This is a genomic window from Nonomuraea sp. B10E15 (genome assembly GCF_039871615.1).
In the GTDB taxonomy this organism is placed as follows: Bacteria; Actinomycetota; Actinomycetes; order Streptosporangiales; family Streptosporangiaceae; genus Nonomuraea.
Genome location: NZ_JBDPMB010000002.1, coordinates 93,606 through 111,382 on the forward strand (window position 1 = coordinate 93,606; position 17,777 = coordinate 111,382).

Annotated in this window: 14 protein-coding genes; 10 read left to right on the plus strand and 4 right to left on the minus strand. The window is 72.6% G+C overall.

The window, feature by feature from the left end:
* Nucleotides 1-39: 39 nt before the first annotated feature.
* Nucleotides 40-2,613, plus strand: a complete 2,574-nt coding sequence (locus ABGB14_RS09635) for a bifunctional FO biosynthesis protein CofGH (protein ID WP_347643237.1) — start codon at nucleotides 40-42, stop codon at nucleotides 2,611-2,613.
* Between the two features lie 75 nt (nucleotides 2,614-2,688).
* On the plus strand, nucleotides 2,689-4,437 hold the full coding sequence (locus ABGB14_RS09640) for a substrate-binding domain-containing protein (protein WP_347643238.1): 1,749 nt from the start codon (nucleotides 2,689-2,691) through the stop codon (nucleotides 4,435-4,437).
* Between the two features lie 41 nt (nucleotides 4,438-4,478).
* Here the strand turns inward: ABGB14_RS09640 and ABGB14_RS09645 are convergent, their stop codons facing one another.
* The 3 genes from ABGB14_RS09645 to cofD are packed head-to-tail and all read right to left on the minus strand — an operon-like array spanning nucleotide 4,479 to nucleotide 7,257.
* A complete protein-coding gene (locus tag ABGB14_RS09645; RefSeq protein ID WP_347643239.1) occupies nucleotides 4,479-4,976 on the minus strand; it encodes a carbohydrate-binding protein in 498 nt (165 codons plus the stop codon).
* Nucleotides 4,973-6,322 (minus strand): coenzyme F420-0:L-glutamate ligase, encoded by a 1,350-nt coding sequence (locus ABGB14_RS09650; RefSeq protein ID WP_347643240.1) that lies wholly within the window; start codon nucleotides 6,320-6,322, stop codon nucleotides 4,973-4,975. Before ABGB14_RS09650 ends, ABGB14_RS09645 begins: the two co-directional genes overlap by 4 nt.
* Nucleotides 6,319-7,257 (minus strand): 2-phospho-L-lactate transferase, encoded by a 939-nt coding sequence (gene cofD, locus ABGB14_RS09655; protein ID WP_347643241.1) that lies wholly within the window; start codon nucleotides 7,255-7,257, stop codon nucleotides 6,319-6,321. Before cofD ends, ABGB14_RS09650 begins: the two co-directional genes overlap by 4 nt.
* 181 nt (nucleotides 7,258-7,438) lie before the next feature.
* Between cofD and ABGB14_RS09660 the strand changes: the two genes are divergently transcribed.
* From ABGB14_RS09660 to ABGB14_RS09675, 4 genes are all read left to right on the plus strand, one after another.
* The gene (locus tag ABGB14_RS09660) at nucleotides 7,439-9,268 is read left to right on the plus strand and encodes a hypothetical protein (protein ID WP_347643242.1); all 1,830 of its coding nucleotides are present in this window, start codon (nucleotides 7,439-7,441) and stop codon (nucleotides 9,266-9,268) included.
* Between the two features lie 319 nt (nucleotides 9,269-9,587).
* Nucleotides 9,588-9,848 carry a WhiB family transcriptional regulator gene (locus ABGB14_RS09665; RefSeq protein WP_020546325.1) on the plus strand — a complete coding sequence of 87 codons (261 nt, stop codon included), beginning with the start codon at nucleotides 9,588-9,590 and terminating at the stop codon, nucleotides 9,846-9,848.
* A gap of 112 nt (nucleotides 9,849-9,960) precedes the next feature.
* Nucleotides 9,961-12,753, plus strand: coding sequence for a glycosyltransferase family 2 protein (locus ABGB14_RS09670; RefSeq protein ID WP_347643243.1), 2,793 nt, complete (start codon nucleotides 9,961-9,963; stop codon nucleotides 12,751-12,753).
* The gene (locus ABGB14_RS09675) at nucleotides 12,753-14,051 is read left to right on the plus strand and encodes a DUF5719 family protein (RefSeq protein ID WP_347643244.1); all 1,299 of its coding nucleotides are present in this window, start codon (nucleotides 12,753-12,755) and stop codon (nucleotides 14,049-14,051) included. The genes ABGB14_RS09670 and ABGB14_RS09675 overlap by 1 nt, the downstream gene beginning before the upstream one ends.
* Nucleotides 14,052-14,075: 24 nt before the next feature.
* On the opposite strand, the gene ABGB14_RS09680 is transcribed toward ABGB14_RS09675, so the two are convergent.
* Nucleotides 14,076-14,516, minus strand: coding sequence for a metallopeptidase family protein (locus ABGB14_RS09680; protein ID WP_132605991.1), 441 nt, complete (start codon nucleotides 14,514-14,516; stop codon nucleotides 14,076-14,078).
* Between the two features lie 224 nt (nucleotides 14,517-14,740).
* Here ABGB14_RS09680 and ABGB14_RS09685 point away from each other — a divergent pair, with 224 nt between their 5' ends.
* Genes ABGB14_RS09685 through ABGB14_RS09700 form a run of 4 tightly spaced genes read left to right on the plus strand, consistent with a single transcriptional unit; the run spans nucleotide 14,741 to nucleotide 17,768 of the window.
* Complete coding sequence (locus ABGB14_RS09685) at nucleotides 14,741-15,109, plus strand: DUF3499 domain-containing protein (RefSeq protein WP_106236645.1); 369 nt, start codon at nucleotides 14,741-14,743, stop codon at nucleotides 15,107-15,109.
* Nucleotides 15,110-15,151: 42 nt separating this feature from the next.
* Nucleotides 15,152-16,501, plus strand: coding sequence for a phosphomannomutase/phosphoglucomutase (locus ABGB14_RS09690; RefSeq protein ID WP_347643245.1), 1,350 nt, complete (start codon nucleotides 15,152-15,154; stop codon nucleotides 16,499-16,501).
* Complete coding sequence (locus ABGB14_RS09695; RefSeq protein ID WP_347643246.1) at nucleotides 16,498-16,665, plus strand: Trm112 family protein; 168 nt, start codon at nucleotides 16,498-16,500, stop codon at nucleotides 16,663-16,665. Before ABGB14_RS09690 ends, ABGB14_RS09695 begins: the two co-directional genes overlap by 4 nt.
* Nucleotides 16,662-17,768 (plus strand): SIS domain-containing protein, encoded by a 1,107-nt coding sequence (locus ABGB14_RS09700; RefSeq protein ID WP_347643247.1) that lies wholly within the window; start codon nucleotides 16,662-16,664, stop codon nucleotides 17,766-17,768. Before ABGB14_RS09695 ends, ABGB14_RS09700 begins: the two co-directional genes overlap by 4 nt.
* The last annotated feature ends 9 nt before the right edge of the window (nucleotides 17,769-17,777 follow it).

Here is a 17,777-nt window from a genome sequence, read left to right on the forward strand (position 1 = left end):
GGTGCGAGCGGCGAACCCAGCTCCACGTACTGTGCCCTTATGAGTCCCGTCAGCGATTCCGCGCTCCGCCGTGCTCTCGCCCGTGCCCGCGACGGCAAGGCCATCGACGTCGCCGAGGCGACCGTCCTGCTGCACGCCCGGGGCGAGCAGCTTGACGCCCTGCTCGACCACGCCTCCCGCGTACGCGACGCCGGGCTGGCGGCCGCCGGCCGCGAGGGCGTCATCACCTACAGCAGGAAGGTGTTCATCCCGCTGACCCGGCTCTGCCGGGACCGGTGTGGCTACTGCACGTTCGCGACCGCGCCGCACAGGCTGGAGTCGCCGTTCCTGAGCCCCGACGAGGTGCTGGAGATCGCCCGGCAGGGGGCGGCGATGGGGTGCAAGGAGGCGCTGTTCACGCTGGGCGACCGGCCGGAGGACCGCTGGCGCCAGGCCCGCGAGTGGCTCGACGCGCACGGCTACGACGACACGCTCTCCTACGTGCGGGCCATGGCGATCAGGGTGCTGGAGGAGACCGGGTTGTTGCCGCATCTCAACCCGGGGGTGCTGAGCTGGCGCGACCTGCAGCGGCTCAAGCCCGTCGCGCCGTCCATGGGGATGATGCTGGAGACGACGTCGCGGCGGTTGTTCGAGGAGAAGGGGCAGCCCCACCACGGATCGCCGGACAAGGACCCGGCCGTGCGGCTGCGGGTGCTGGAGGACGCCGGCCGCAGCGGCGTGCCCTTCACGACCGGGATCCTCATCGGCATCGGCGAGACGGTGGAGGACCGGGCTGAGTCGATCTTCGCGATCCGGCGGGTGGCCCGCGAGTACGGCGGCATCCAGGAGGTCATCGTCCAGAACTTCCGCGCCAAGCCGGACACCGCCATGCGCGGGCTGCCCGACGCCGACCTGCAGGAGCTGGCGGCCACCATCGCCGTCGCCCGCCTCGTCCTCGGCCCCCGCGTCCGCCTCCAGGCGCCGCCGAACCTGGTGGACGCCGAGTACGCGCTCATGATCCGGGCGGGCATCGACGACTGGGGCGGGGTGTCGCCGCTCACGCCCGACCACGTGAACCCGGAGCGGCCCTGGCCGCAGATCGACGACCTCGCGGCCCGTACCGCCGAGGAGGGCTTCCAGCTGCGGGAGCGGCTGACGATCTATCCCGAGTACGTGCTGGCGGGAGAGCCGTGGCTCGACCCGCGGCTGCTCGGGCACGTGGCCGCCCTGGCGGACCCCGCCACGGGCCTGGCCAGGCAGGACGCCGTCCTGCGCGGGCTGCCCTGGCAGGAGCCCGACGGGGGGTTCGCCGCGTCGGGCCGGGTCGACCTGCACGTCGAGGTCGACACGACCGGGCGGACCAGCGACCGGCGCGACGACTTCGACCAGGTCTACGGCGACTGGACCGCACTCCGCGACCGCCTCGCCCCGGATCCCGCCACGCCGGCCGGCGGCGGGGGCGCGACGCCCGGCGAGGTGCGGGCGGCGCTCAGGCGGGCCGAGGCGGATCCCGCGGGCCTGACGGACGCCGAGGCGGTCGCGCTGCTCGGGGCGGAGGGCGAGGCGCTGGACGAGCTGGCGGCGATCGCCGACGGGCTGCGCAGGGAGGCGGCGGGGGATGACGTGACCTACGTCGTCAACAGGAACATCAACTTCACGAACGTCTGTTACACCGGCTGCCGCTTCTGCGCGTTCGCCCAGCGCAGGACCGACGCCGACGCGTACACGCTGAGCCTCGACCAGGTGGCCGACCGGGCGCAGGAGGCGTGGGAGGCGGGGGCGACCGAGGTGTGCATGCAGGGCGGCATCCATCCCGACCTGCCCGGCACGGCGTACTTCGACATCGCGAGGGCGGTGAAGGCCAGGACGCCGGGCATGCACGTGCACGCGTTCTCCCCGATGGAGGTCATCAACGGCGCGAGCCGGACGAACATGTCCGTCCGCGCCTGGCTGGAGGCCGCCAAGGAGGCGGGCGTCGACTCGTTGCCCGGGACGGCGGCCGAGATCCTCGACGACGACGTGCGGTGGGTGCTGACCAAGGGCAAGCTGCCGGCCGCCGAATGGGTCGACGTGATCACCACGGCGCACGACGTGGGCATCCCCACGACGTCCACCATGATGTACGGGCACGTCGACAACCACCTGCACTGGGTCAGGCACATCAAGCTGATCCGGCGGCTCCAGGAGAGGACCGGCGGGTTCTCGGAGTTCGTGCTGCTGCCGTTCGTGCACACCAGCGCCCCCATCTACCTGGCCGGCCTGGCCAGGCCGGGCCCGACGGCGCAGGAGAACAGAGCCGTGCACGCCCTGGCCAGGATCCTCCTGCACGGCGCGATCAGGAACATCCAGTGCTCCTGGGTCAAGCTCCGCGACGACCTGTGCCGCCAGGTGCTCCAGGGCGGCGTGAACGACCTCGGCGGCACGCTCATGGAGGAGACCATCAGCCGGATGGCCGGCTCGGAGAACGGCTCCTACAAGACCATCAGCGAGCTGCGGGAGATGGTCGAGGCCACGGGCCGCCCGGCCAGGCAGCGCACCACCGAGTACGCGACTCCGGCGGCGGAGCGGCTGCGGGCCTCGCAGGCGAGTGACGGGGTGTGCCAGAGCGTCAGGAGGGCCCTCCCGATCGCCTAGTTATAACATGTTCTAACAAGGCGCCCGCCACGGGAGGCGCTGGAAGAATCGTCACTCCCCGGAGAGAGGTTCACCGTGCGGTTGGGTCGGCACCGTGCCGCGCTACCCCCTGAGCGGCGGCGCAGGAAGGCGTTCCGGCGGGGCATGCTGGCGACGCTCGCGGCCGTGGCGATCGTCGCGGCGGGCGCCGTCGCGGTGCTCGGCGGCGGGGGCGTGCTGTGCAGCGCACGAGAGCCTGTTCTCGTGAGCGTGGCGGCGGCCGTCGACGTGGCGCCCGCGGCGATGGAGGCCGCGGGGCGGTTCAACGAGACCAAGACGGCGGTCGGCGGCAGGTGCGTGCTGGTCCAGGTGACCGAGCACCCGCCGGCCACCGTCCTGCGCACGCTGATCGGCGACCGGGCGGGCGTGCTGCGCGAGCGGCCCGACGGCTGGATCGCCGACTCCTCCGCGTGGATCAGGCTGGCCCGCCAGCAAGGGGCGAGCGCGCTGCCCGCGGGCGAGAGCGTGGTGGCCACGTCGCCCCTCGTGTTCGCGACCCGCCAGTCGCTGGCCGAGCGGTTCTCCGTCGGCAAGACCGAGATGAACTGGCGGATGGTCTTCCCCTCGACCGTGCGCGGGCGGCTGACGCCCACCGAGGACGAGCCCGACATCGTCCGCGTGCCCGACCCGTTCCTCGCCGGGGCGGGCATCGCCACGGTGGCCGCCGCCAGGGACGTCGTCGGCACGGGCCCGGAGGCCGACAAGGCGCTGACCGCGTTCGTACGGTGGGCGCAGGCCGGTTCGGCGCCCGACTACCGCAGCATGCTGGACGCGGTCGACGACCGCGCGTTCTGGAAACGACCGGTCGTGATCGTCCCCGAGCAGTCGGTGCGGCAGCACAACCTGCGCCCGTCGGACGACCCGGTGGTGGCGCTGCACCCGCGCGAGGGCACGATCAACCTCGACTACCCGTACGTGGTCACCGCCACCGACCCGGCGGTGGCGGAGGCGTCCGCGGCCTTCGCCGGCTGGCTGGAGGGGCCGCAGGCCCAGGAGATCGTACGGCGGGCCGGGTTCAGGTCGGGAGACGGGCGGCAGGGGCCGATCTCTCCCGGGCCGCAGGTCGCCTCGGCGGCCCCGAAGACGAGGCCGTCGGTGTCGCCGCAGGACATCGACGCGGCGCTGGCCGCCTGGAGCAGGCTGGCACCGCCGACGAACATCCTGGTGCTGACCGACGCCTCCAAGCACATGGCGGAGAAGCTGAACGGCAGGACCAGGATCAGGGTGGCGCTGGACGCGGCCAAGATCGGGCTGCGGTTGTTCCCCGACTCCACGCGCATGGGTTTCTGGGAGTTCGCCGACCGGCTCGGCGGCATCAAGGGCTACCGGGAGCGGGTCACGCTCGGGCCGATCAACGAACCCGAGTCGGGCCAGGTGATCCGGCGCAGCCGGCTGGACGAGCTGACCAGCACGATGACCGCCCACCCGAAGACGGACAGCTCGCTCTACGACTCGATACTCAGCGGCTTCCGCAAGGTCACCGGCGACTACCGCGACGACATGAACAACGCCCTCCTGGTGATCACCGGTGGCCGCGACGACGGCCAGGGCACCGACCTCGCGGGGCTTCTCCAGGCCTTGCGGGACGGGTGGAACCCGGACCGGCCCGTCCAGATCATCATCATCGCGTTCGGCAAGGACGTGGACCGGTCGAGCCTGTCGCAGATCGCGGCCGCCACGAACGGCTCGCTGCACGCGGCGAAGGAGCCGGAGGAGATCATCGACGTCTTCCTCGCCGCGCTGGCCCGCCGGCTCTGCCACCCCACCTGCAAGCCGACGACGTGAGGGCCGCGTGAAGGGGGCGCGGGACGCCCCCTTCAGCGGTGCTAGGCGCGCTGCCAGAGGGCGGGAACGTTGGGCGGTTCCCACCCGGCGATGGCGGTGTGCGCCTGGACGCACCGGTAGGTGGCGCCGTTGTAGGTGACCGTGCTGCCGGTCGTGTACGCCGTGCCGGCCTTCCAGGTGCCCGAGGGAGTCGTCGGGGTGCTGGTCGGGGTCGGGGTGGGCGTCGGCGTGACGGTCGGGTCCGGGTTGCTCCCGCCCCCGATGCGTACGTCGATGCACGAGTAGAAGGCGTTGGCCGTGTCGGCGATGTTCCAGATCGCCAGGATCTTCTGCCGCCCGGAGAACCCGGAGAGGTCGACCGTGTGCGAGACCGTGGGAGGCGGCTGCCTGCCGCCGCCGTCGAAGACGGCCACCCGCGTGCCGCCGATGTAGTACTCGAAGTCGCGCGTGGCGTGCTGGACGGTGAACGTCCAGGTGAAGGTCGTGGTGCCGCCCACCGAGGCGACGGGCCACGGCTTGCTCTCGTCGCTCCCGGTCAACGCGTGACGATGAAGTCGTCAGGATCGCGCGGCGCCCGCTCGCGCGGCGGCGCGGCCGCGTGCCCGACGGCCACGCAGCCCATCGGATCCCACGACCCGGGCAGGCCGAGCACCTCGCGCACGACCGGCCGGCAGAACATCGTGGACGACACCCACGCCGACCCGAGCCCCTCGACGGCGAGCTGGATCAGGAAGTTCTCCACCCCGGCGCCCGTCGCCACGACGAACATCTCCCGCTCGGAGGCGTTGCGCCGCTCGTCGCGGTAGGTGTGGGAGCCCTCCATCACCAGGCACGGCACCACCAGACAGGGCGCGTTGCGAAGCACGTCACCACGCTTGATCCGCTTGGCGATCGACTGCTCGGTGAACCCGTCGCCGCGCAGATCGCGGATCCACGCCTCGCGCATCGCGTCGAGCAGTTTCGTCCTGGTCTCGGGCGACTCGACCAGCACGAACCGCCACGGGGTCGTGTGGTGCGGCGCCGGCGCCGCGATGCCCGCCGCCACCGCCCTGCGCACGGCCGCGGGGTCGACGGGCCGGTCGGCGAACTCCCTGATCGTCCTGCGGGCGAACACCACGTCACGCGACCCGTAGCGGAACAGGTCTTCGTCGGCCGCCCGCACGAGAGGCCTGACGCCCGGCCCGTCGTCGTCGGTGACCAGGTGGGACAGCCCGCGCACGATCGCCACGGGAACCCCGCCGAGCTTGCCCTTGACCAGCTCGGCCGCGCCCGCGATCTCGTCGGCCAGCGCCGTGACCGTCGCGCCCAGCTCGTTGCCGTAGCCGTCGGACGTGCCCCGGAAGTCGTCGAGCGGCCGCACGCCCGCCGCCCCGATGGCCACGTCGGTGAGGCCGTTGCGCCACGGCCGGCCGAACGTGTCGGAGACGATCACTCCGGCGCGCACGCTCAGGCCGGCCCTGATGCGCCTGGCCGACGCGTCGGGATCGGCGGGCAGGAGCAGCACGGTGCCGGGCTCGGTGTTGGAGGCGTCGACGCCGGCGGCGGCCATGACGAAGCCGTGGCGGGTCTGCGAGATCACGGTGTCGCCGCGCCGGGCCACCACGCGCTCGGTCTCGTCCTCGATCGCCTGGGCGCGGTCGGGCGCCTGCCGTACCCTGCCCTCCGCCTTGCTCACGATCTTCGAGGTGACGACCACGACGTCGCCGTCACGCAGCCCCGCGTCCTTGAGCAGGGTCGCCACGTCGTCGCCCGGCCGCACCTCGCCGATGCCCGTGACCGCGATCACCTCGATCCGCCGCGCGGGGCCCGCGGGCTCGGGAGCCCGCGACCGGTGGGAGGCGGTCCCGGGCGACGGGTGGGGCGACGGGTGCTGGGAGGCGGTCATCGGGCGAGCTCCAGGGCGAGGTCGAGTGCGGTGCGGGCGATGCCGGCGGCGGCGTCGGAGTCATGCATGAGGATCGGCCTGGCGACCACCCTGACGCCGTCGAGGGCGACCGCGTGATCCTCCTCCGCCACCAGCCAGCCGTCGACGAGATCGGAGCCGTACAGCTCCAGGACGGCCTGCGCGGTCGTCTCCACCCCGATGGCCGTCAGGCAGGCGTCGGCCATGCCCCTGACGGGCGCGCCGCCGATGATCGGCGAGACGCCGACCACGGTCTTGGGCAGCAGGGCCTCGCGGATGCCCGGGACCTGCAGGATCGTGCCGATGCTCACCACCGGGTTGGACGGGGGCAGGATGACCACGTCGGCCTGCTCGACGGCCTCGAGCACGCCGGGCGCGGGCTTCGCGGTGTCGGCCCCCACCAGCGCGAACGACTGGGCGGGCACCGAGGCGCGCAGGCGTACCCACCACTCCTGGAAGTGCACGGCGCGCTTGCCGCGGTCGTCCTCGATCACGACGTGGGTCTCGCAGCGGTCGTCGGTCATCGGCAGCAGCCGCACGCCGGGTTGCCAGCGCGCGCACAGCGCCTGCGTGATCTGCGAGAGCGGATAGCCCGCCTCCAGCATCTGCGAGCGCACGATGTGGGTGGCGAAGTCGCGGTCGCCCAGCCCGAACCACTGCGGCTCGACGCCGTAGGCGGCCAGCTCCTCCTTGACGACGTGGGTCTCCTTGGCCCGGCCCCAGCCCTGTTCCTCGTCGATGCCGCCGCCCAGGGTGTACATCACGGTGTCGAGGTCGGGGCAGACCCGCAGGCCGAACAGGGTGATGTCGTCACCCGTGTTGCCGATGACGGTGATCGAGGCGTCTGGCTCGGTGGCGCGCAGGCCGCGCAGGAAACGGGCGCCGCCGATGCCGCCGGCGAGGGACACGATGTGCATGCGGCCCAGTCTTCCACCGGGCTCTGGCAGGCCCGCCCCGGGACCGGTTTTGGCCGTGCCGAAACCCCTGTACATGGGGATATTTGTAGAATTGGGATGGAAGAGGTTTCTGGGACTCCCGCGAGCCTCGTCAGTGATGTGGCAAACTCCCTTCGGGCTAAAGGGTCCGATGGGGGTAGTTGTGAGTAGATTTGACGTCGCCCGGCTGAGGGAGCCGGCCGCGTGGGCCATGGTCGTCCTAGGACTGATGTACGTCCTGGTGAGGTTCGGTCGCGTCCTGGTCGGTGACCCCGACACGACCATCATGGAACGTGCTTCCTGGAACACCCTCGACATCACGAGCCCGTACGTGGTGGCGTTGCTCGTGGGGTCCGTGCTGCTCCTCACCAAGGTCGGCGAGCCGTCGCCCAAGGCCAAGCCCGTCGCGTACGCCGCGGTGGCCGGGCTGGCGATGGCCGCGGTGGGCGGCATGCTCTCGCTCGTCCTCGGCGTGTTCACCGGAGACGGCGCCCGGTCCGCGATCGAGCTCGTGCTGCTGGGCGCGCCCGCGCTCGCGCTGACCGCCATCGCGCTCGTCTACCTGCTGCCGCAGGTCGTCCCCGACCGGCCGGCCGCGCAGGTCTACCAGCCCCAGTTCGGCCAGCAGCCCCCCTACTACGGCCAGCAGCAGCCCGCCCCCGGCTACGGCCAGCCCGGACAGCCCGGCCCGGGTCAGCCCGGTCAGCCCGGTTTCGGGCAGCAGGAGCAGCCGGCCGCGTTCGGCCAGCAGCCCGGTTACGGCCAGGAGCAGCCCTCCGGCGCGTACGGCCAGCAGGAGCCCGGTTTCGGCCAGCAGCCTCCGTCCGGCCAGCCCGGTTACGGTCCGCAACCCCCGTCGGGCCAGCAGCCCGGTTTCGGCCAGCAGCCCCCGTCCGGCCAGCCCGGTTACGCCCCGCAACCCCCGTCGGGCCAGCAGCCGGGATACGGCCAGCAGCCTCCGTCCGGCCAGCAGCCCGACTACGGCCAGCAGCCCGGCCACGGCGGACAGCCCGAGCAGTCCGGCTACGCGCCCCCGGCCGACAACCAGCAGTACGGCCATGACCCCCAGCAGGCCGCGCCCCAGCCGCAGATCAGAGGCGCGCTGCCCGCCGCCCCTTCGGACCAGCAGCAGCCGGACCAGGCCTTCGCGCCGCAGAGCTTCGGCCAGTCGGCCTACGCCCCCGCCGACACGGCCCCCGCGGGCCAGGAGTACGCCGCTCCGCCCGCCGAGTACCAGCCGGCTCCGTACGTCCCCGCGGACAGCCAGCCCAACATCCACAACCAGCCCAGCCAGAACCCGTACGCCCCCCCGGCCGACCAGCAGAACCCCTACGCCCCACCCGCTGACCAGCAGAACCCCTACGCTCCCTCCCCGGACCAGCGGAATCCCTACGCGCCGCCGGACGCCGCACCCAGCGCCTTCGCCCCCGCCGAGCAGGCCTACCTCCCGGGTGACACGAGCCCGAACGTCCCGCCCGCCGGGGTGGACGGCCAGCAGCCGTACTTCGGCCAGAGCGCGTTCGACCCGCAGCAGCCGGACCAGCAGCAGGGCGGCCAGCCGTTCACGGGATTCTCCGGCCAGGAGTACGCCACCCCCCAGGCGTACCAGGAGCCGCCCGCCGACCCCCGTTCCCAGCAGCTCATGGACGCCTACCAGCAGGCGGAGACCTACCAGCACTCCTTGCCGGGGACCCAGCCCGAGGTGCGCGTGCCCGATTACACGGGCCAGCCGCCCCAGCAGTACGACGACCCGTTCGGCCACCCCCAGCAGCCTTATCAGCAGCCCCATCAACAGCCCCATCAACAGCAGGGCGGCGGGTACGAGCCGCAGCAGGGTCAGTACCAGCCCTCTCACCAGGTCCCGGCCGGGGACGCGACGATGCGGCTCGACCCGTCGTTGGGGCCGGACGCCTTCGGCGGCGACCAGCGCCGTCCTGGGGACGACCCGATCGACCCGACAGCCATATACACCCCCAATGAGCCACGCAGGTAACGGACCGGCAATGAACGGCTAGAGAGAAGGTGGGCCACGGGCGGCCGTCTATCCCGCCCTGGTACGGTTCGGACCGCTGACAGCGTTGAACAAGCCTGGTTGACGCCGCGCGCACATGGGTGTCGGCCGGGTGCGAACATCACATGCCAAGCACACCGGGGCGAGGTCTGGTCTTTCCCCGGATACCTGCATGCCGCTTGACGCCACGTGCGGCACGCGCGTGTAATTACAACCATGTTGTTACGCCTTCCAGTGGGTGGGTAATAAGGAAGGCGTCCATGGGGGGCTCCATTGCGGGCGGGCGGCAGGGAGGTGTGCAGTGACCGATCCGGTCATCGCACAGGATCAGCTTGACGCTGAAGAACTCGGATGGCAGGAGCGCGCCTTGTGCGCGCAGACTGATCCGGAGGCGTTCTTCCCGGAGAAGGGCGGCTCCACCCGAGAGGCCAAGAAGGTCTGCCGATCGTGCGAGGTCCGTGCAGAGTGCCTGGAATACGCACTCGAGCACGATGAGCGGTTCGGCATCTGGGGTGGGCTGTCCGAGCGGGAGCGCAGACGGATCAAACGCCAGGCCGTTTGAGAGATATGGGCGAGAGGGTCACGCGGCTGCCGTGTGGCCCTTTTTCGCATCTCTTGAAGGGGTTCGCCGGTAAGGTGGGCGCGCCTGATCAACTCCCAGGAGTCACCCGCCCATGGCACGTCCCTGCGTCACCGCGATCGTCGTCGCTCACGACGGCGGGCGCTGGCTTGGGGAGACGCTGCGGGCTCTGGCCGGCCAGAGCCGCAGACCCGACCGCGTGGCGGGCGTCGACAACGGCAGCAGGGACGGCTCCGTCGATCTGCTCGCCCGGACGCTCGGCCGCGGCAACCTGATCTCCCTGCCCCGCTCCACCGGTTTCGGCGAGTCCGTGGCGACGGCGCTGGAGAGGCTGCCCTCCGCCGGTCCCGATGAGTGGATCTGGCTGCTCCACGACGACTGCGCCCCCGACCGGCGGGCGCTCGAGGCGCTGCTCGCCGCCGCGGAGCAGCATCCCAAGGCGGCCGTGCTCGGACCGAAGCTGCGCGACTGGCTCGACCGCAGGCTGCTGCTCGAAGTGGGCGTGAGGGTGGGCCGCACCGGGCGCAGGGACACCGGGCTCGAACCACGGGAGTTCGACCAGGGGCAGCACGACGGGACGCACGACGTGATGGCGGTGTCCACGGCCGGGATGCTGATCCGCCGCGACGTGTGGGAGCAGGTGGGCGGGCTCGACCCGTTCCTCCCGCTGTTCCGCGACGATCTCGATCTGTGCTGGCGGGTGCGCAACGCCGGGCACCGGGTGCTGAACGTCACCTCCGCCGTGGCCTGGCACGCCGAGGCGGCGGCCCGCAGGCGACGGCGCATCACGGTCAGCGGGGACCATCCGCGCAGGCTGGACAGGCGTAACGCCATCTTCGTGGTGATGGCCAACCTGCCGTTCGGCGCGATGCTCTGGGCGCTGCTGCGGAACGTGGTCGGCTCGGCCTTCCGCACGCTGCTGTTCATCGTCAGCAAGCAGCCCGCGAACGCGCTGGACGAGATGGTGGCCATGGGTTCGGTCCTGGTGCACCCGTTCCGGCTGCTCAGGGCGCGCCGTGCCCGCCGTAACGGCCGCAAGAAGGGATATAACCGCACAAAGCGGTTGATGACCCCTCGGGGAGCGGCCTGGCGGCGGCTCACCGACATGATCCAGAGCTTTCTCGCCGGCGAGGCCCCCGTCGACTCCGCCGGCCGCCACCACCACTCGTCCGCCGAGGAGGAGGACGAGCTCCCACCCCCCGACACCGGCGCGGTCAAACGGTTCCTCAGCCGCCCCGGCGTCGTCCTCCTGCTCGCGCTGACCGCCGTCTCGCTGGTCGCCGAGCGTTCCCTGCTCGGCGGGGAGCGGCTCGGAGGCGGCGCGCTGGTCCCCGTCACGGGCGGCGCGAGCGACCTGTGGGCGTTCTACACCGAGGGCTTCCACGACGTCGGGCTCGGCTCGGACGCCTGGGCGCCCCCGTACGTCGCCGTGCTCGCCGTCCTGTCCACGCTCGCGCTCGGCAAGACGTGGCTGGCCGTCTCGGTGCTGCTGCTCGGCTCCGTGCCGCTGGCCGGCGCCTCGGCGTACCTGGCCACCCGGCACATCATCCCGGCGGTGCCCGCACGGGCCTGGGCTGCGGGAACGTACGCGCTGCTGCCCGTCGCGACCGGCGCGATCGCGGCCGGGCGGCTGGGCACGGCCGTGGTGTTCGTGCTCCTGCCCCTCTACACGTCGTTCGGCACGGTGCTGCTGTCCGGCGAGCGCCGCCGGGCCCGCCGCGCCGCCTGGGGACTCGGGCTGCTGCTCGCCGTGGGCACGGCATTCGTCCCGCTGGTCTACCCGCTCTTCGCGGTTCTCGGCGTGCTCGCGGCGGTCGCCTTCGGCGGTGTGCGGCGCGGCGTCGTGACCTCGATGGTCATCGCACTCGCGGTGCCGGTGGCGCTGTTGTTCCCCTGGCTGGCGACCCTGGCGGCCGACCCGGGCAAGATCCTCCTGGAGGCCGGGCTGCACGATCCCGCCCTGACCGACCCCGTGCTCGCTCCCGAGTCGCTGCTCGCGCTCAGCCCGGGCGGACCGGGGCTGCCGCCGTTCTGGGTGACGGCCGGCCTGATCACGGCCGCGCTCGCCGCACTCCTCATGCGCCGCCAGCGCATGATCGTCGCGATCGGCTGGGGCGTCGCCCTGTACGGGATGCTGGCCGCCATCCTGGTCAGCCGCGTCACCGTCGAAGGAGCGCGGGCCTGGCCGGGGGTCCCGCTGGCGTTCGCGGGCACCGGGCTGCTGGTCCTCGTGGGACTGACCGCCCACCGGCTGGCCGAACTGCGCGCCGGAGGCGGGCTGCGCAAGCTGGGCGCGACGGCGGTGGCGGCGGTCGCGTTCAGCACGCCGCTGCTGGCCGCGGGCTTCTGGGTGGCGGGCGGCGTCCGCGGGCCGCTCGTGGGCGACGCGCCCGACGTGCTGCCCGCGCTGGCCACGACCTACTCAAGGAACGGCGAACGCACCCTCGTCATCGAGGGCTCCGCGTTCACGGTGCTGCACGCCCGCACCCCGCTGATCGGCGAGGCGGAGCTGCCCGTCGCGTCCGGCGGCCGCACCCAGGTGCGGGCGGCCGCCGAGGGCCTGGCCGGCGGGCGCGGCGGCGACGCGGCCACGCTCGCCCGGCACGGCATCGCCATGGTCGCGGTGGCGCCCCCCGTCTCCCCTGAACTGGCCAGAAGGCTCGACTCCCAGCCGTCGCTGCAGCGCATGAGCCTGTCGGACGCGGGCGGGCTGTGGCGCCTGACCGAGCCGGTCACCCGCGTGCCCGCCCGGCCGGACAGCGCCCTGCACACGCCGTGGTTGTGGGCACAAGCAGCGCTGGTGCTGGTGGCGGTGGTCATGGCCGCGCCGGGGCGGCGCCCGCCCGAAGGCGTCGAGTCGCCGTCCGTGGCGCTGGCGGGTGCGTGATGAAGGCCTTCGTGGAGAACAGGTTCGGCCTGCTGGCACTGGTCGTCGTCGCCCTCGCCGCCATGTACGGCGTCGCGTACGTCACCAGGCCCGCACCCCTGCCGCCCCCGCCCGAGGGCCCGCGGAAGGTGGCCGTCGAGTCGGTCACCGCCGTCTGCCCCGGCACGAAGGGCGAGCACGTCAACGTCTACCTGCCCGACACGCTCAACCGGGAGAAGATGGACGCCGAGCCGTACGTGACGAAGGGCCCCGGCGCGCTGGAGGCCGGCTACCTCACCCGCGTCACCAAGGGCGGCGGGCGGGGACTGGCCGGAGTGCGCTGCACCGAGCCAGGCCAGGAGACCTGGCTGGTCGGCCCCGGGCCCGCCGACGCCGACGTGCGCCTCCGTCTCGCCAACGCCGACAAGGCGCCCGCGCTCACCGACGTCCAGGTCCATGCCGCGGAAGGGCTCGTCTCCGGCGACAAGGGGATCGGGCTGGAGATCGCGCCCGGCGAGCACAAGGAGATCGACCTCAAGACGCTCGCCCCCTCGGCCGACATCATGGCCGTGAGCGTCACCACCGTCTTCGGCCGCGTCGCCGTCGCCGCCAGGACCACCCTCGACAGCGGCGGCGTCGACTGGCTCCCCGCCGCCGCGCCTCCCGCGACGCGCGTGGTCGTCCCCGGCATCCCCGGCGGCGGCGGGCGCAGGGAGCTCCTCGTCGCCGCCCCCGGCGAGACCGATGCCGTCGTGCGGCTCAAGGCGGTGAGCGAGGACGCGGAGTACGCGATGAAGGGCCGCGAAACCCTCGACGTGCCGGCCGGCGGCGTGGTCGCCCTCGACGTCACCACCGGGCTCGGCGGTTCCTCGGGCGCCCTCGTGCTCACCTCGACCGCGCCGGTCGTGGCCGGGCTCGTCGCCACGGGCACCGGCGGCCGCTCCGACGTCGCCTTCACCGCGGGCACGTCCTCACTGGACCTGGGCAGCGCGGTGGCCGGCAACCGCGCGGGCTCCCGCCTGGTCCTCACGGCGCTCGGCGGGCCCGGCAAGGTGCGGGTGCGGACCGTGCCCGAGGGCAAGGCGTTCGACGTGGAGGTGCCGGCGGGGCGGACGAAGAACGTCAAGCTCAAGGCGGAGGGGAACTTCGCCGTGGTGGTCACGCCCGTGTCGGGGGAGGTCTACGGGGGACGCGTGGTGGAGGAACGCCTGAAGAGCGGGGTGCTGCTCACGGCCCAGCCGCTGTCTCCCGCCCGCATGTGGACGCTCCTTCCGCCCCTCACCGACACCTCCCGCGTGGTGGTGCCCGGGGCCTCGTGAGCCCTTCGGCCCGGAGCCCGCGCCTCAGCCGCGGTCGTCGTAGCCCGGGTCGACGGTCTCGGGGGCCAGGCCGAGCAGGGTGGCCACCTGCTCCACGACCGTGTCGTGCACCATGGCCCCCAGCGTGTCGCGGTCGCGGGCCCGTGCCTCCAGCGGACGCCGGTAGACCACGATCGAGGCGGGGTTGGGGCCGGCGGCCGCGTCGGCGCGGCCGAACGGGATCGGGTCGGAGCTCAGCTGCGGGCCGTCGCCCAGCTCGCTCAGCGGCGGCACCTCCTCCACCGCGAACTCCACCGCCGACAGCTGGCGCTCCCACCGGGGCCTGAGCCGGTCGACCGCGTCGAGCACGAGGTCGTCGAAGCGCTCGCTGCGGGACTTGGCCATGGGGACGTGGGAGGGGGCGAGCGGGCCGCGGAGACCGCGACCGTGGCGATCGCGCCGCCTGGGACCGCGCCTGTGAGTCACGGGATCAAGTGTACGGGGGCGTACGGGCGCTTCCGGGGAGCGGCGTCACCTCTCCACGTCGGACTGTTCTGCCCGGGAACGCGGGAAATATTCGGGCTCGAAGACCGGGTCCCTGGCGGGGAAATCGGTGGAAAGGCTGCGACAGGTGTCCGAATTGTGGCGACACGCTCGTTAAGAGTGCTCAGATAGTGGCGCCTCGCACTCTTACCAGATACGGTCCCTCCGTGAGCCCCGTCCGCCGCTGTTCCCGCACCGCCTGCAGCCAGCCTGCCGTCTTCACGCTCACGTACGTATACGCCGACTCGACCGCTGTTCTCGGCCCTCTGGCGACGTACGCGGAGCCACATTGTTATGACCTGTGCGCCGAACACGCCGAGCGGCTGACCGCCCCCCGCGGCTGGGAGGTGGTGCGGCTGCCGACGGACGGCGCCTCGCCCAGTTCCGACGATCTGGAGGCGCTGGCCAACGCGGTCAGGGAGGCGGCGCGGCCCACGCCGTCCGGCGGGGGCGAGCCGGTCGGCCAGGGAGTCGAGGTCGGCAGGCGCGGGCACCTGCGCGTTCTGCGGTCGGCCCAGCAGCACCGCGACCGGTAGGCTCGTTTCAACGGAGGAAACGACCAAGGGCGGAGCTGCGGAGTGGGCGATTTCGCCAAGATCTTTAAAGCGTACGACGTTCGCGGGGTGTTTCCCGACGAGTTCGACGAGCAGACCGCCGAGGCCGTGGGGGCGGCATTCGTCGAGGTGACGGGCGCCGGGTCGGTCGTGGTCGCCCATGACATGCGCGAGTCGTCCGTGCCGCTGGCCGAGGCCTTCATCCGCGGCGCGCGCTCGCGCCGGGCCGACGTGGTGCACGCCGGGCTCGGCTCCACCGACCTGCTCTACTACGCCAGCGGCAGCCTCGGGCTGCCGGGCGTCATGTTCACCGCCAGCCACAATCCCGCCCGCTACAACGGCATGAAGATGTGCCGGTCCGGCGCGGTGCCGATCGGCGGCGACACGGGGTTGACGGAGATCCGCGACCGCGCGGCGGAGCTGGTCGGCGTGACGGACACGCCGACGGGGTCGCTGATCGAGAAGGACCTGCTTCCCGGCTACGCCCATCACCTGCGCACGCTGGTCGACCTGGCGGGCGTCAGGCCGCTCAAGGTGGTCGTCGACGCGGGCAACGGCATGGGCGGGCACACCGTTCCCGCCGTGTTCGAGGGGCTGCCGATCGAGCTGGTCCCGCTCTACTTCGAGCTGGACGGCGACTTCCCCAACCACGAGGCCAACCCGCTGGAGCCACAGAACCTCGTCGACCTGCAGCGGGCGGTCGTCGAGAGCGGCGCGGACCTCGGGCTGGCCTTCGACGGCGACGCCGACCGGTGCTGGGTGATCGACGAGCGGGGAGAGTCCGTCTCGCCGTCGGCCGTGACCGCGCTGGTCGCGGTGCGCGAGCTGGCCAAGGCTCCGGGCGCGACGATCATCCACAATCTGATCACGTCGCACGGCGTGCCCGAGATCGTCCGCGAACACGGCGGGGTTCCGGTGCGGACGCGGGTGGGGCATTCGTTCATCAAGGCCGAGATGGCCCGCACGGGCGCGGTGTTCGGCGGCGAGCACTCGGCCCACTACTACTTCCGCGACTTCTGGTTCGCCGACTCGGGCATGCTGGCCGCGATGCACGTGCTGGCCGCGCTCGGCGAGCAGGAGCGGGCGCTGTCCGAGCTGGTGACGGCCTACGCGCGCTATCACGCCTCCGGCGAGGTCAACAGCGCGGTCGACGACCAGGGCGAGGCGCTGCGGCGGGTGCGGGAGGCGTTCGCGGGCCGGGGCGAGTTCGACGAGCTCGACGGGCTGACCGTGACGGGATCCGGCTGGTGGTTCAACCTGCGGCCCTCCAACACCGAGCCGCTGCTCCGGCTGAACGCCGAGGCGGCCGACGAGACCGAGATGACGGCGATCAGGGACGAGGTCCTCGCCATTGTGGGAAAGGTGTCAGAGTGAAGATCGACGACTGGTTGCTGGAGATCCTGGCCTGCCCGGCGTGCAAGGCGCCCCTGCGTGCCGAGGCCGAGGCCGAAGAGCTGGCCTGCACCGGTTGCGGCCTCATCTACCCGGTCCGGGATGACATCCCCGTTCTGCTGGTCGACGAGGCCAGGAAGCCGTGACCTGGGAGCCGGGGCGGCTCGACGACCAGGGGCATCTCAGCGACGGTGATCCCGGGGGCATGTTGCCGGCGGTCGCCGCCGCGGCGGCCCACGTACGCACCGGCTACCGCACCGCCGTCGAGTCCCGTGTCGACCGCCTGGCCGAGATGGGGCGCCCGCGCGCCATCGTGGTCGCGGGCATGGGCGGCTCCGGCATCGCGGGTGACATCATGGCGGCGGCCGTCGGCAACGGCGCGCCGCTGCCGATCATCACCCTGCGCTCCTACCAGCTTCCCGGCTGGGTCGGCGCCACCGACCTGGTCATCGCCGTCTCCGGCTCGGGCGACACCGAGGAGACGCTGGCCGTCGCCACCCAGGCCGTGCGGCGCGGGTGCACGCTGCTGGGCGTGGGCGCGCCCGGCTCGCCGCTGGAGGCGATCGCCACCCAGGCGTCGGCGCTCTACGTGCCGGTGCCGGTGAGCGGGCAGTCCAGGGTCAACGTCTGGCTGCTGGCCGTGCCGCTGATCGTGGCGGCCGCCGCGCTGCGGCTGGTTCCGGCCGACGCGGACCTGTTCGAACGGGTGGCCACGGCGCTGGAGGAGATGGCGCACCGGTGCCGGCCGGCCAGCGAGTCGTTCGTCAATCCGGGCAAGTCGCTCGCGCTCGACCTGGCCGAGAGCCTTCCGGTGATCTGGGGTTCGTCGGCCGCGGCGTCGGTGGCGGCGTACCGGCTGGCCTGCCAGCTCAACACCAATGCGAAATATCCCGCCATCTTCGGAGAGCTGCCCGAGGCGGGCCATGGCCAGGTCGCGACCTTCGACGGGCCGATGGCCGAGCGCGACATCTTCGCCGACGCTCCCGCGCACACGCTCAGGCTGGTCGTGCTGCGCGACGTCGAGGAGCATCCCCAGCTGACGCGCCAGCGCGAGGCGTCGCTGCGCCTGGCGCGTGAGCGCGACGTGCCGGTGACCGAGCTGGCGGCGGAGGGCGTGCACCCGCTGGAGCGGATGGCCTCGATGATCCTGCTCGGCGATTACGCGAGCACCTATCTGGCGCTGGGATACGCCGTCGATCCGAGCTCGGTCTCGGCGATCAGTGAGCTGAAGGCCAGGATTTCGCAATAGGATCCCCTT